25 protein-coding genes are annotated in these 12,782 nt (G+C 33.3%); 1 reads left to right on the forward strand and 24 read right to left on the reverse strand.

What is annotated here, in order from left to right; all coding sequences use genetic code 4:
- Window positions 1-11: 11 nt before the first annotated feature.
- From secY to rpsJ, 22 genes are all read right to left on the reverse strand, one after another.
- Window positions 12-1,313, reverse strand: coding sequence for a preprotein translocase subunit SecY (gene secY, locus ACD762_RS09295; RefSeq protein ID WP_423363718.1), 1,302 nt, complete (start codon window positions 1,311-1,313; stop codon window positions 12-14).
- 1 nt (window position 1,314) lies between these two features.
- Entirely contained in the window at window positions 1,315-1,755 is a 441-nt protein-coding gene (gene rplO, locus ACD762_RS09300) for a 50S ribosomal protein L15 (protein ID WP_423363719.1), read from the reverse strand.
- A gap of 14 nt (window positions 1,756-1,769) precedes the next feature.
- Complete coding sequence (rpmD, locus tag ACD762_RS09305; protein ID WP_423363720.1) at window positions 1,770-1,943, reverse strand: 50S ribosomal protein L30; 174 nt, start codon at window positions 1,941-1,943, stop codon at window positions 1,770-1,772.
- Between the two features lies 1 nt (window position 1,944).
- The gene (gene rpsE, locus ACD762_RS09310; RefSeq protein WP_423363721.1) at window positions 1,945-2,460 is read right to left on the reverse strand and encodes a 30S ribosomal protein S5; all 516 of its coding nucleotides are present in this window, start codon (window positions 2,458-2,460) and stop codon (window positions 1,945-1,947) included.
- A gap of 14 nt (window positions 2,461-2,474) precedes the next feature.
- The gene (rplR, locus tag ACD762_RS09315) at window positions 2,475-2,831 is read right to left on the reverse strand and encodes a 50S ribosomal protein L18 (protein WP_423363722.1); all 357 of its coding nucleotides are present in this window, start codon (window positions 2,829-2,831) and stop codon (window positions 2,475-2,477) included.
- A 36-nt stretch (window positions 2,832-2,867) separates the two neighbouring features.
- On the reverse strand, window positions 2,868-3,410 hold the full coding sequence (rplF, locus tag ACD762_RS09320; RefSeq protein ID WP_423363723.1) for a 50S ribosomal protein L6: 543 nt from the start codon (window positions 3,408-3,410) through the stop codon (window positions 2,868-2,870).
- Between the two features lie 31 nt (window positions 3,411-3,441).
- The gene (gene rpsH / locus ACD762_RS09325) at window positions 3,442-3,837 is read right to left on the reverse strand and encodes a 30S ribosomal protein S8 (RefSeq protein ID WP_423363724.1); all 396 of its coding nucleotides are present in this window, start codon (window positions 3,835-3,837) and stop codon (window positions 3,442-3,444) included.
- A gap of 34 nt (window positions 3,838-3,871) precedes the next feature.
- The gene (locus ACD762_RS09330) at window positions 3,872-4,057 is read right to left on the reverse strand and encodes a type Z 30S ribosomal protein S14 (RefSeq protein ID WP_423363725.1); all 186 of its coding nucleotides are present in this window, start codon (window positions 4,055-4,057) and stop codon (window positions 3,872-3,874) included.
- A gap of 16 nt (window positions 4,058-4,073) precedes the next feature.
- Window positions 4,074-4,613, reverse strand: a complete 540-nt coding sequence (gene rplE, locus ACD762_RS09335) for a 50S ribosomal protein L5 (protein ID WP_423363726.1) — start codon at window positions 4,611-4,613, stop codon at window positions 4,074-4,076.
- A 25-nt stretch (window positions 4,614-4,638) separates the two neighbouring features.
- Window positions 4,639-4,956 carry a 50S ribosomal protein L24 gene (gene rplX, locus ACD762_RS09340; RefSeq protein WP_423363727.1) on the reverse strand — a complete coding sequence of 106 codons (318 nt, stop codon included), beginning with the start codon at window positions 4,954-4,956 and terminating at the stop codon, window positions 4,639-4,641.
- Window positions 4,957-4,984: 28 nt separating this feature from the next.
- The gene (rplN, locus tag ACD762_RS09345) at window positions 4,985-5,353 is read right to left on the reverse strand and encodes a 50S ribosomal protein L14 (protein ID WP_423363728.1); all 369 of its coding nucleotides are present in this window, start codon (window positions 5,351-5,353) and stop codon (window positions 4,985-4,987) included.
- Between the two features lie 61 nt (window positions 5,354-5,414).
- The gene (gene rpsQ, locus ACD762_RS09350) at window positions 5,415-5,675 is read right to left on the reverse strand and encodes a 30S ribosomal protein S17 (RefSeq protein ID WP_423363729.1); all 261 of its coding nucleotides are present in this window, start codon (window positions 5,673-5,675) and stop codon (window positions 5,415-5,417) included.
- Window positions 5,676-5,688: 13 nt separating this feature from the next.
- Window positions 5,689-5,883: a 50S ribosomal protein L29 gene (gene rpmC, locus ACD762_RS09355; protein ID WP_423363730.1), complete on the reverse strand. Its 195-nt coding sequence runs from the start codon at window positions 5,881-5,883 to the stop codon at window positions 5,689-5,691.
- A complete protein-coding gene (rplP, locus tag ACD762_RS09360; RefSeq protein ID WP_423363731.1) occupies window positions 5,883-6,299 on the reverse strand; it encodes a 50S ribosomal protein L16 in 417 nt (138 codons plus the stop codon). Before rplP ends, rpmC begins: the two co-directional genes overlap by 1 nt.
- A gap of 2 nt (window positions 6,300-6,301) precedes the next feature.
- A complete protein-coding gene (gene rpsC, locus ACD762_RS09365; RefSeq protein ID WP_423363733.1) occupies window positions 6,302-7,045 on the reverse strand; it encodes a 30S ribosomal protein S3 in 744 nt (247 codons plus the stop codon).
- Window positions 7,046-7,066: 21 nt separating this feature from the next.
- Window positions 7,067-7,402, reverse strand: coding sequence for a 50S ribosomal protein L22 (rplV, locus tag ACD762_RS09370; RefSeq protein ID WP_423363734.1), 336 nt, complete (start codon window positions 7,400-7,402; stop codon window positions 7,067-7,069).
- A gap of 20 nt (window positions 7,403-7,422) precedes the next feature.
- Complete coding sequence (gene rpsS / locus ACD762_RS09375; RefSeq protein ID WP_423363735.1) at window positions 7,423-7,704, reverse strand: 30S ribosomal protein S19; 282 nt, start codon at window positions 7,702-7,704, stop codon at window positions 7,423-7,425.
- Window positions 7,705-7,728: 24 nt separating this feature from the next.
- Window positions 7,729-8,565: a 50S ribosomal protein L2 gene (gene rplB, locus ACD762_RS09380; RefSeq protein ID WP_423363736.1), complete on the reverse strand. Its 837-nt coding sequence runs from the start codon at window positions 8,563-8,565 to the stop codon at window positions 7,729-7,731.
- 32 nt (window positions 8,566-8,597) lie between these two features.
- A complete protein-coding gene (gene rplW / locus ACD762_RS09385; RefSeq protein ID WP_423363737.1) occupies window positions 8,598-8,906 on the reverse strand; it encodes a 50S ribosomal protein L23 in 309 nt (102 codons plus the stop codon).
- Window positions 8,906-9,541, reverse strand: a complete 636-nt coding sequence (rplD, locus tag ACD762_RS09390) for a 50S ribosomal protein L4 (protein WP_423363738.1) — start codon at window positions 9,539-9,541, stop codon at window positions 8,906-8,908. The genes rplW and rplD overlap by 1 nt, the downstream gene beginning before the upstream one ends.
- A 15-nt stretch (window positions 9,542-9,556) precedes the next feature.
- On the reverse strand, window positions 9,557-10,288 hold the full coding sequence (rplC, locus tag ACD762_RS09395; RefSeq protein ID WP_423363739.1) for a 50S ribosomal protein L3: 732 nt from the start codon (window positions 10,286-10,288) through the stop codon (window positions 9,557-9,559).
- An 18-nt stretch (window positions 10,289-10,306) separates the two neighbouring features.
- A complete protein-coding gene (gene rpsJ / locus ACD762_RS09400) occupies window positions 10,307-10,615 on the reverse strand; it encodes a 30S ribosomal protein S10 (RefSeq protein WP_423363740.1) in 309 nt (102 codons plus the stop codon).
- A 523-nt stretch (window positions 10,616-11,138) separates the two neighbouring features.
- Between rpsJ and ACD762_RS09405 the strand changes: the two genes are divergently transcribed.
- Window positions 11,139-11,834 (forward strand): winged helix-turn-helix domain-containing protein, encoded by a 696-nt coding sequence (locus ACD762_RS09405; protein WP_423363741.1) that lies wholly within the window; start codon window positions 11,139-11,141, stop codon window positions 11,832-11,834.
- A gap of 61 nt (window positions 11,835-11,895) precedes the next feature.
- Here the strand turns inward: ACD762_RS09405 and ACD762_RS09410 are convergent, their stop codons facing one another.
- Window positions 11,896-12,120 carry a hypothetical protein gene (locus ACD762_RS09410; RefSeq protein WP_423363742.1) on the reverse strand — a complete coding sequence of 75 codons (225 nt, stop codon included), beginning with the start codon at window positions 12,118-12,120 and terminating at the stop codon, window positions 11,896-11,898.
- 138 nt (window positions 12,121-12,258) lie between these two features.
- The gene (locus ACD762_RS09415; protein ID WP_423363743.1) at window positions 12,259-12,729 is read right to left on the reverse strand and encodes a hypothetical protein; all 471 of its coding nucleotides are present in this window, start codon (window positions 12,727-12,729) and stop codon (window positions 12,259-12,261) included.
- Between the last annotated feature and the right edge of the window lie 53 nt (window positions 12,730-12,782).

Consider the following 12,782-nt stretch of genomic DNA (forward strand, 5'->3'; position numbering starts at 1 on the left):
TGAAAACCTCCTTATTTGATAAAGCTTCTTTTAGTAGTTGTAGAATTCATACTATCAATTTTAGTAACCATTTCAAGTGCGACACCGACCATAATTATTAATCCTGTTCCACCTAATCCATAGGCTTGTCCACGGTCAATACCACTAATCATTGGCAATATTATTGGTACTGCTGCAATGATAGCTAGCGATGCTGCTCCTAAGAAATTTAACTTATTAACAGTTTTTATTACAAATTGTCTAGTTTCTTCACCTGGTCTAACACCGATGATATAACCACCAGATCTTCCTAAGTTCTCTGCAAGTTTTTTTGCATCAACTTGTAGGTGAGCATAGAAATATGTGAAGGCAAATATTAATCCAATGTATAATACTAAACCTTGTGGTGTTGAATAATCAAACAATTGTGTAAAGAATCCTGCAACGCCATCTGTTGCATTTGGAGCAACAAATTGCATTATTGTTGCTGGTGCCATTAAAATTGCAGATGCAAAGATAACAGGTATTACTCCAGCGACATTAATTTTAAATGGTAAGTATGTTGTCTCACCAGCTTTTGTTGTATTACTTGCATATTGTATAGGAATCTTTCTTGTTGCTTGCTGTGTAAATACTGTAAAGACAATAAGTACAACAAACAATACAATAACACCTACAGACATTAATGTTGCCATTACATCTGAATTAGATGTGTTTTGGAAAAAGCTTTTCATAATGTTCCAGAATGAAATAGGCACTTTGTCTACAATTCCGGCAAATATAATCATACTTGTTCCGTTTCCTAAACCTTTTACAGTTATTTGATCAGCAAGCCAAAGTATAAACATTGCTCCTGCCATCATAATAAATGCAATGGTTGTAAATCCCATAAAAGTAGGATTTAATACTGAGGCATATTGTGTGTTAAATGCAATTGTTAACATATACCCTTGTGCAAGAGAAAGAACTATTGAAATCCATCTTGTGATTTGTGATAGTTTCTTTCTACCAGCTTCCCCACTGTTTTGCAAGTCAGATAGGTATGGAACTATGTCCATCGCTAGTAATTGTATTATGATTGATGCTGTAATGTAAGGCCCAACTCCCAACCCAAAGATTGAGTAGTTAGATAATGCATTACCACCAAGCATATTCATTATTTCAAAAATCCCGGCACCAGACCCAACTGTTGCCTGCTTTATGCTATCTATATCCACACCTGGGATACTTATGTGGACCCCTATTCTAAATACTAGTAGAATTCCTAATGTGAAGAAAGCTTTCTTGCGAATTTCTGGATTTGTAAATAAAGCTTTAAGTCTTTTGAACTTCATCTTATAGTTCTATTACGCTTCCACCTGCAGCTTCAATTGCTTCTTTAGCTGTGTTCGAAAACTTATGAGCAGATATAGTAAGTTTTTTATCTAATTGCCCATTCCCCAAAATTTTAATCCCAGTTTTTACTTGTTTAACTACTCCATTATCCTTTAAGAATTCAGGAGTGATTTCAGTACCATTTTCAAATTTATTAAGTACGTCTAAGTTAATTGTTGTATATTCTTTTCTATTTCTGTTAGTAAATCCACGTTTTGGTAAACGTTGGAATAAAGGAGTTTGTCCACCTTCAAATCCAGGTCTAACTCCACCACCAGATCTAGAATTTTGACCTTTAGTACCTCTACCAGCAGTCTTCCCAGTTCCTGAACCAGTTCCACGACCAACACGTTTTTTCGCGTGACGAGCACCTGGTGTATAAGTTAATTCATGTAACTTCATGTGTACACCTCCTATTAAACTTCTTTTACTTCTACTAAGTGAGCAACTACAGTTATCATACCTTTAGTTGCAGCATTGTTTTGTTTTGTTACTGTTTGTCCAATTTTTGTTAATCCAAGAGCTTTTGCAGTTGCAATTTGCTTTTTCTTAGATTTAATAAGGCTTCTTTTTAATGTAATTTCTAACATATTAGTAACCTCTTATTTCCTCTACTGTTTTACCTCTTAAGGCTGCATAATTTTCAGCAGTTTTTAATTCTTCTAATCCTGAAACAGTTGCTCTAACCATATTGATTGGAGTACTTGATCCGATAGATTTTGAAAGAATATCAGTTATACCAGCAAGCTCAAGTACAGCACGGACAGGTCCTCCGGCAATAACTCCAGTACCTGGTGCAGCTGGTTTAAGGAATACTTTTCCAGCTCCGAATCTACCAGTAATTTCATGTGGTACAGTTGATTTATTTATAATTGGAACAGTAATTAAATTATTTTTTGCAGCTTCAATAGCTTTTTTGATTGCATCTGGTACTTCATTTGCTTTACCTGTACCAAATCCAACTTGACCGTTTTTATCTCCAACGACAACTAAGGCAGCGAATCTGAAACGACGTCCACCTTTAACTACTTTAGTTACACGGTTAATCGTAACAACGCGCTCTTCGAAGTTATCTGTTTTTTCTTTTCTTCTAGGTTTGCGATCCATCTTGTTACCTCCTTTTAGAATTCTAATCCAGCTTCTCTTGCTGCATCAGCTAATGCTTTTACTCTACCATGATAGATATATCCACCACGGTCGAATACTACTTTAGTCACATCTTTTGCTTTTGCTCTTTCAGCTACTTCTTTACCTACTTTTTGAGCGGCTTCAATATTTCCACCGTTTTCTATTTTAAGTTCAGCAGTTGAAGCGCTAGCAATAGTTGTTCCAGAAACATCATCTACAAGTTGTGCAGTGATGTTTTTATTAGAACGGAAAACATTTAGACGTGGACACTCAGCAGTTCCAGATATTTTTGCACGAACTCTTCCGTGACGCTTTTGACGATTTTCATTACGTGAAAGTTTGTTTGCCATAATATTGAACTTCCTTTCTTAATGTTCTTAAGCCAATTATTTACCGGCTTTTTTACCTTCTTTACGAACAACTTGTTCACCTTTGTAGCGAATACCTTTACCTTTATATGGTTCTGGTTTTCTAGTTGCTCTGACAACAGCAGCGAATTCTCCTACTACTTGTTTGTCAATACCACTGATTGAAATTTGTGTATTACTTGGAACTTCAACAGTGATTCCGTCGATCACTTCGAACTCTACTAAGTGAGAGTATCCGATGTTTAGTACTAATTTGTTTCCTTGCAATTGTGCACGGTAACCTAGTCCGACGATTTCTAAATCAATTTTATAACCTTCACTTACACCAACAACCATGTTAGCAATAATTGCTCTAGTTGTACCGTGAAGTTGCTTAAATTTCTTAAGCTCATTTGGTCTTTCAACTGAAACCTGATTTTCTTCAACTTTAATTGTAAGTTCAGGATTGAATGTATATGATAATTCACCTTTAGGTCCTTTTACTGTTACATGATTATTTTCATCAACAGTTACTTCTACTTTTTCAGGTAAATCGATTACTTTATATCCTATACGAGACATTTATTACACCTCCGTTATTTCTATATTAATACTACCAAACGTAACCTACTACTTCTCCACCAATATTTTCTTTACGAGCTTGTTTTTCACCCATAAGTCCTTTTGGAGTTGAAATGATAGCAAGTCCTAAACCGTTTAACACCTTAGGAAGTTCATCACTTTTAGCGTAAACACGTAGTCCTGGTTTAGATACTCTCTTAATTCCAGTGATTACTCTTTCGTTTGATTTTCCATATCTTAATTCGATAGTTAATTCTTTTTTTACTCCTTCACTAACACTATAAGCATTAATGAAACCTTCCGCTTCAAGAACTTTGGCGATTTCTACCTTCATTTTTGAACTTGGAAGTATTACTTTTTCATGACGCATTTGGTTAGCGTTACGAATTCTAGTGAACATATCTGCAATTGGATCTGTCATTACCATTGAGTTGTCCTCCTTTCAAAGCGTTTAATGTATATTACCAGCTTGCTTTTTTAACACCTGGGATTTGTCCTTTATATGCTAATTCACGGAAACAAATACGGCACAATTTAAATTTTTTCAGTACACTGTGTGGTCTACCACATCTTTCGCATCTAGTATATTCTCTAACTTTGAATTTTTGTGGTCTTTGTTGTTTCACGATTAATGACGTTTTAGCCATAATGTATTGCCCTCCTTTATTTTTTGAATGGCATACCTAATTGAGTAAGCAATTCTCTTGCTTCTTCATCAGTATTTGCTGTTGTTACGATTACGATATCCATCCCTCTTGTTTTGTTAACTTTATCAAAGTTAATTTCTGGGAAGATTAATTGTTCCTTAACACCTAATGTGTAGTTTCCTCTTCCATCAAATGAGTCAGCCGATACTCCTCTGAAATCACGTACACGAGGTAATGAAATAGAAACTAATTTGTCTAAAAAGTCGTACATTTTTTCTCCTCTAAGTGTTACCTTAGTTCCAATAGGTACTCCTTCACGAAGCTTGAATCCAGCGATTGCTTTTTTAGCTCTAGTGATAACTGGCTTTTGACCACTGATCATTTCTAGTTCTGCAACTGATTCATCAAGTAATTTTGAATTATGTACTGCATCACCAACACCAATGTTGATTACAATTTTTTCAACAAGTGGTACTTGCATTGTACTACTATAACCAAATTTTTCGAATAAACTTTTTTTGATTTCATTTTCATAACGTTCTCTTAAACGATTCATATCTTGTGACCTCCTTTCGCTTTAACTATTTATCAGTATCAATTACGTTTCCTGTTTTTTTAGAAATACGTACTTTTTTACCGTCTTTAATTTCTTTATTAAATCTTGTTGGTTCGTTAGTTTTAGGGTCAAGAATCATTACATTAGATGCATGAATTTTCCCTTCAGTTTTAACCACGCCACCATCAGGGTTAACATTACTAGGTTTTAAATGTTTAGTAATTATATTAACACCTTCAACTATAACACGGTTTTCTTTAGTTATTACTTTTAAGATTTTACCTTGTTTTCCCTTGTCCTTACCTGCGATTACTTGAACAAGATCTCCTGTTTTAACGTGCATTAGAACACCTCCTATATCACTGGTATTACTACAGTACTTCTGGAGCTAGTGAAACGATTTTCATGAAATCTTTTTCTCTTAACTCTCTTGCTACTGGACCAAAGATACGAGTACCTCTTGGTGTATTATCATCTTTTAAGATTACTGCAGCATTTTCATCAAATTTTATATATGATCCATCGTTACGTCTGATACCAGTCTTAGATCTAACTACTACCGCTTTAACAACTTCACCTTTTTTAACCATTCCACCTGGAGATGCTTGTTTTACTGTACAAACAAATACGTCACCAATGTTAGAATATTTTTTTACTGATCCACCTAAGTTTCTGATTACAAGAACTTCTTTTGCTCCTGTATTGTCAGCAACTTTCAATCTAGATTCGTTTTGAACCATTCTGTGCTCCTCCTTCCAGAGTTAATTATATGATTATAATTACATTTATTATAAGTTATTATTAGATAATAACAGCTTTTTGTGTAACCTCTACTAAACGGAATCTTTTTGTTGCAGATAATGGTCTAGTTTCCATTATTGTAACTGTATCTCCAATGTTAGCAATGTTATTTTCATCATGAGCTTTATATTTTTTAGAATATCTTACACGTTTAGAATATAGAGGATGTATTTTATATGTTTCAACTACTACTGTAATAGTTTTATCCATTTTATCAGATACAACTTTACCAGTTAATACTTTACGGTTATTTCTTTCCATTTTCAAATCCTCCTTATTCTGTCATTTGTTTTTCTGTAATTACAGTTTTAATACGAGCGATTGTTTTTTTAACATCTCTCATTTGTTTTGGTTTTTCTAATTGACCTGTAGCTTGTTGGAATCTTAATTCGAATAATTCTTTTTTTAATTCAAGAACTTTTGCGTTTAGTTCAGCAACAGATAAATTTCTGATTTCATCTATTCTCATTAGTTTTCCTCTCCTTTAACTACAAATTTAGTTTTTACTGGTAATTTGTGAGAAGCAAGTCTTAACGCTTCACGAGCAACTTCTTCAGGTACTCCAGCGATTTCAAACATGATTTTTCCTTCTTTTACTACAGCAACCCATCCATCAGGTGCCCCTTTACCAGATCCCATACGTACTTCCATAGGTTTAGCAGTTTTTGCTAAATGTGGGAAAATTCTAATCCAAACTTTACCATAACGTTTCATGTAACGAGTCATAGCAATACGAGCCGCTTCAATTTGACGGTTAGTAATCCAAGCTCCAGATTGAGATTTTAATCCGTACTCACCAAAGGCAATTGTAGTTCCACCTTTAGCTTTTCCTTCATAGCTAATACGATGAGGTCTTCTATATTTAGTTCTTTTTGGCATCAACATAATTACTTAGCCTCCTCGTTATTAGTACGTCTGTTATTATCTCTTCTGTTGTCGTTTTTCTTACCTTGACGTCTGTTAGTTCTTTCTTTTTCTCTAGCATCTAAATCTACAGTTCTTTTTCCAAGGATTTCTCCTTTATAGATCCATACTTTAATTCCTAGAAGTCCGTAAGTTGTCATTGCTTCTGCAGTTGCATAGTCAATGTCAGCTCTAATTGTATGAAGAGGTACGTTTCCTTCTGAATAACCTTCAGAACGAGCCATATCTGCTCCACCTAAACGACCTGATACTAAAGTTTTAACTCCTTTAGCTCCGGCTCTCATTGCTCTTTGAATAGCTCTTTTTTGAACTGTTCTAAATGATGCACGATTTTCTAATTGTTCAGCAATTGAATATGCTAATAATTGAGCATCTGCATCTGGGTTTTTAACTTCAACTACATTAATTTGAAATTTTTTCCCTTTGAATTTTCTAGCTAATTTTGTTTTTAGCCCTTCAATTCCTTCTCCACCTTTACCAATAATGATACCTGGTTTTGAAGTATGAATAAATAAATCTATCTTATCTTTAGTACGTTCGATTTCTACTTTAGAAACTGAACCATCTTTAAGTTCTTTAGCTAAGAATTCACGAATCTTAACGTCTTCGATTAGGAATGTACCATATTCTTTATCTGCGTACCATCTTGAATCCCAATCACGGATGACACCAACACGTAATCCTACTGGATTAACTTTTTGTCCCATACGTCTACCTCCTTTGTAGTCTTATTGCTTTTCAGCGATTACAACACTGATGTGGCTTGTTCTTTTCATGATAGGGCTAGCACTACCTTTTGCTCTAGGTCTGAACCTTTTAAGCGTTGCCCCTTCATTTACTAAGATTTCTTTTACATATAATGTTTCTTCATTCATAGAATGATTGTTTACTGCGTTTGCGACAGCTGATTTGATTACTTTATCAATAATCGGGCTTGCTGCCTTATTCGTATTTGCTAATACAACGATTGCATCTATAACACTTTTTCCTCTAACCAAGTCAGCTACTAGACGAGCTTTTCGAGGAGCGATACGTACAGTTTTAGCAATAGCTTTTGCTTCCATTGAATTGTCCTCCTTCTAGCTTATTTTCTTTTAGCTTTCTTTTCGTCATAGTCATGTCCTTTGTACGTTCTAGTAGGAGCAAATTCTCCTAATTTGTGTCCTACCATGTCTTCAGTTACATATACAGGAACATGTACTCTACCATTATATACAGCAAATGTATGTTCAATAAATTCAGGGAAGATTGTTGATCTTCTTGACCAAGTCTTGATTACAGACTTTTTACCACTTTTTTCTACTTCTTCTACTTTTTTGAATAAGTATCCGTCACAGAAAGGTCCCTTTTTAATACTACGAGCCATTACATTTCCTCCTTTAATTAAGCATTATTTTTGTTTTCTGCTTCTTACGATTAATTTGCTTGAAGCTTTCTTTTTGTTTCTTGTTTTAAGTCCAAGAGCTGGTTTACCCCAAGGAGTAACTGGTGCTTTACGTCCAATTGGAGTTCTACCTTCCCCACCACCGTGAGGGTGATCGTTAGGGTTCATTACAGATCCACGAACTGTTGGTTTAACACCTAGCCATCTTGTACGACCGGCTTTACCAATGTTTACTAATGTATGATCGGCATTTCCAACTTCTCCAATTGTTGCTCTACAGTCGTTAAGAACTTTTCTAACTTCTCCAGAACTCAATCTTACAGTTGTATATCTGTCATCATCATTACCTAATACTTGAACAGATGTTCCAGCTGAACGAGCAAGCTGACCACCTTTTCCTGGTTGTAATTCAACATTGTGAACTACTGTTCCAGATGGGATGTTTTTAAGCATTAATGCATTTCCTACTTTAATGTCAACAACATCTCCTGATTGAATTTCCATACCAACTTTTAATCCTTTAGGTGCGATAATATATCTTTTTTCACCATCTAAGTAATTAATTAAAGCGATATTTGCAGATCTGTTTGGATCGTATTCAATTGTTGCAACGCGTCCGATAACAGCATCTTTATTTCTTTTAAAATCAATGATACGGTATTTTCTTTTATGTCCTCCACCACGATGACGAACAGTAATTTTACCTGAGTTATTACGTCCACCGTTCTTGTTTAGTGGAGCCAAAAGCGATTTTTCTGGCTGACTAGTAGTGATTTCATCAAATACTAGAACTGACATTCCACGACGACCGTTTGTCGTAGACTTATATTTTTTAATTGCCATTTTCGCTAGACCTCCTTGTTTAATTCAGTATATTACTCAAAGTCAATTCCGTAGATATCAACTTTAGAATCTTTGCTTAGTTTAATAATTGCTTTTTTCTTTCTACCAATCTTAGACATGAAACGTCCTCTTCTTTTAGTTCTAGGGTTACTAAGAATAATATTTACTTTTTCAACCTTAGATCCAGGAAAAGCAGTTTCAAATGCTCTTTTTACTTCTGTTCTGTTAGACTTAACATCAACTTCTACAACAACTTTGTTTTCTTCTTGATATTGTTTAATAGACTGTTCAGTAATAATAGGTCTTTTAATTGTTTCGAAATGTTTGATTTGCTCTGCCATTATGCAAGTACCTCCTCAACCATTTTAATAGCATCTTGAGTCATCATTACAACATCAAAGTGTAATAAATCTTCAACAGCTATTCTGTTTGCTTCAGCAATTTTAACATTTTGAATGTTACGTCCTGATAAAAATAAATTATCTGAATCGCTATCTGGAGCAACAATTACTAATGTTTTCTTTTCTGTAGCTTCGAATGCAGCTAAGAATTCAGTGAATACCTTAGTTTTAGGTGCATCGAATGAAATGCTATCTAATGCTAATAGTTGTTTATCTTTAACAACTACACTATAAGCTGAACGTAAAGCTAATCTTGCTGCTTTTTTGTTCATTTTTAATTTATAGTTTCTTTCTGTAGTAGGTCCAAATACTACTCCACCACCACGCCATTGTGGTGATCTAATTGATCCTTGACGAGCACGACCTGTTCCTTTTTGACGCCATGGTTTTCTTCCTCCACCGCGTACAGCTGAACGATTTTTTGTTTGATGCGTACCCTGTCTTAGAGAAGCTCTGTAAGTTAGAACTGCATCGAACATTGTTTGTGTGTTTGGTTCAATTCCAAATACAGCATCATTTAATTCGATTTGTCCAACTGTTGAACCAGCTTGGTTAAATAAATCTACTTTTGCCATTGCTTATTCCTCCTATTATGCTTCTGTAGTAGTTTCAACAACTACTTCTTCAGTTTCTTGTACAGGTGCATAGTTAATTAATTCAACTGCGTTCTTAGTTTTATTGAAGGCTTTAATTCCTTCTTTTACCATTACTAAACCTTTTTTAGGTCCAGGCACGTTTCCTTTAATTAATAATAAGTTGTTTTCAACATCAACAGTTACAATTTCTAAGTTTTGAACTGTTGTTCTTTTAACACCCATATGTCCTGGTAATTTCTTACCTTTGAATACACGGTTAGCTGCTACAGCTCCCATTGATCCAGGACGTCTATGGTATCTAGAACCGTGAGCCATAGGCCCTCTAGATTGACCATGTCTTTTGATAGCTCCTTGGAACCCTTTACCTTTACTAGTTCCTACAGCATCAACGATATCTCCAGCTTCAAAGATATCAACCTTTATAGCACTTCCTACTTGTAGAGCTGACATCTCTTCAGACTTAAATTCTCTAACGAAGCGCTTAGGTGTGGTATTTGCTTTGTCAAAATGACCTTTTTCTGGTTTGTTAAAACCATTTCCGTATTTAGGGTTTCTAGCTTTTTTATCTTCAAATCCTACTTGTGTTGCAGTATATCCATCAGTTTCAACAGTTTTTTGTTGAGTAATGATGTTTGGTTCACATTCAACAACTGTTACTGGAACCAATACTCCTTCAGTAGTAAAGACTTGAGTCATCCCTAATTTACGACCTAAGATTCCTTTCATACTTTATCCTCCTAAATATTAAAGTTTAATTTCAATGTCAACACCACTTGGTAAATCAAGTCTAGTTAAAACTTCAGTAGTTTTAGCTGTTGGGTTAACAATGTCAATTAATCTTTTGTGAGTTCTCATTTCGAATTGTTCACGAGAATCTTTATACTTGTGAACCGCTCTAATGACTGTGTAGATTTGCTTTTCAGTAGGTAGTGGAATTGGTCCAACTACTTTAGCTCCTGAGCTTTTAGCAGCGTCTACAATTTTTTGCACTGATGCATCTAAAATTCTATGATCATATGCTTTTAATTTAATTCTAATTTTCTGTTGCGCCATATTTGCAACCTCCTTCGTTAATTTCTTGAATTAACTTGCTCCACGCGAATTTCCATGACAACCCCTTTCGGTGTGTCAGCAACCTCGCACTTCAACGCTAGTCACTAGATAAGTATACCAATTATATAAAACTTAATCAAGCTTTTTTGGACAATTTATAAAGTTTTTTTATTTATAGTCAACTTGTTTGATTAATGGTCTTTTTTGATGCAAATATTATGCATATTTTAATTAAGAAAAATTGCTATATATTATATATAAGGAAAAGGAATCTTTTAAAATCTGCAAAATATGCAAAAATAAACGCAAAAATAACCATGAAGTTAAAGACAATGATTATCTATATAAATACACTTGTCAATAAATGGTCTATCTTGCACGTTTTGTGGCTATTGTGCATTTTAAAATAAATTGTTATTAACTTTTGTCTATTTATATGTTAAAATTTGATTATATATGTTGAATACTTACATTATCAAGGGTATAATTCAAACAAAATTTTTATTAAAGATAGGAAGATACTATGACAAATTTATTATTAATTTCTAAAGACTTAGACTTTAAGGAATTAGCTTACAATTATTACAAAAATACAGAAACCCAACTTTACTTTACTAGTTCAATTGATTCTTTAGAGGAGATAGTACGAACAAAAAATATTAACATTGTGCTTTGCGATGTTAAATTTGGAAGTATTAGTGTTGTTCAAATCAAGAAAATTATTGATAGAATTAAACCTAATGTTATTGTTACATCTTTAGGAGAATGTTTTGGAGATAATGATTTAGACTCATTTATTGATGCTGGAATTGCAGAATTCATTTGTAAAAGAGCTGATCTAAGACTGACAGATAGAAGATTACAATCATTACTAGGTCATAAGGTTAGTATTTCAAATAACAATACTAATGATGAAGTACTAGTAAGTGAAAAAGAGAATATCCAAATAAACCTAACACAAAATACTTTATACCATAATGGTAAAGCAGTACATGTAACTCAATTAGAGTTTGATTTACTTGTATATTTCTTACAAAACAAAAATACATTACTGAAACGATCAGATATTATTGAAAAGATTTGGAATCAACCATCTGAAGAAATTAATGCAATTAATTCTCGTAAGGTAGATTCATTTGTAAAAAAGGTTAGACATAAACTAGATAACTTACAATCAATTAAATCTGTAAGAGGATTAGGATACCGTTGGGTCGAATAGTCTAATATACAAAAAAGCTGTTGTTTATTCAATTTGAATAACAATAGCTTTTTTTTGTACACTATTTTTTATTAATATGTTGCAACTGAATCAATAATATTTCACCAATACCATACACTGCTGCTGCAAATCCTAAGGAAAGGGTGGTTCCTAATATAATTACCCCAGGTGCATCATTTAATTCTGCAATTAAATAACTAAAAAATACTCCAACAACAACTATTAAAGTAGTTATAAACATATATACATACTTTGTTAACTTAATTCTCTTATTTAGATTATTCATAATATACTCCTAAACTTTGTTTTTTATTTAAGTATAACACTAGTTTTATAAAAATTAAGATACTTTTTATGTTATTAAAAGCATTAAAAAAGAAATTTCAACTAAGAAATTTCTTTTTTGTTTATGTGCTATTTATAATTAATCTCTTGCAGCATCTAATGCAGCTTTTAATTGACCTAAATCATAGATTTCTTCAACATTATCTGGATAAGCTATACATACTGCACCTTCACATATTCCTTTATTTTTATACATTTCTTGGAATACTGCATGCATTTCAGGATAATCTCCTTCATGTAAAGCATCAATGAAATCATTTTTATCATAGCCAATAGTAGAATAACAATCTGCTAATTCAGTAATATCAGCAATATCCTTACCATCAACATATTTTCTATCTAAAACACATTTTACATAATCTAAACTATTACCCATGCGATTAGCATAGTAAAGTCCATAATAGGCATTATTAATTTTATTCTCTAAATGAAACTCATCATAAGATACAATCTCAAGATCTAAATCATTTGTTTTACGGTACTCAAATAGGTAATCTACAATATCTTTTGATTTAGGATTCATAAAGTCAACTATTAATTTAATTTTCATACATTTCTCTCCTTTTTATAGATAAATATTATATTCTATTTTTATTCTAACAA

Origin of the sequence: Mycoplasma sp. P36-A1 (genome assembly GCF_049478495.1) — a bacterium.
Taxonomy (GTDB): Bacteria; Bacillota_I; Bacilli_A; order JAJDGJ01; family JAJDGJ01; genus P36-A1.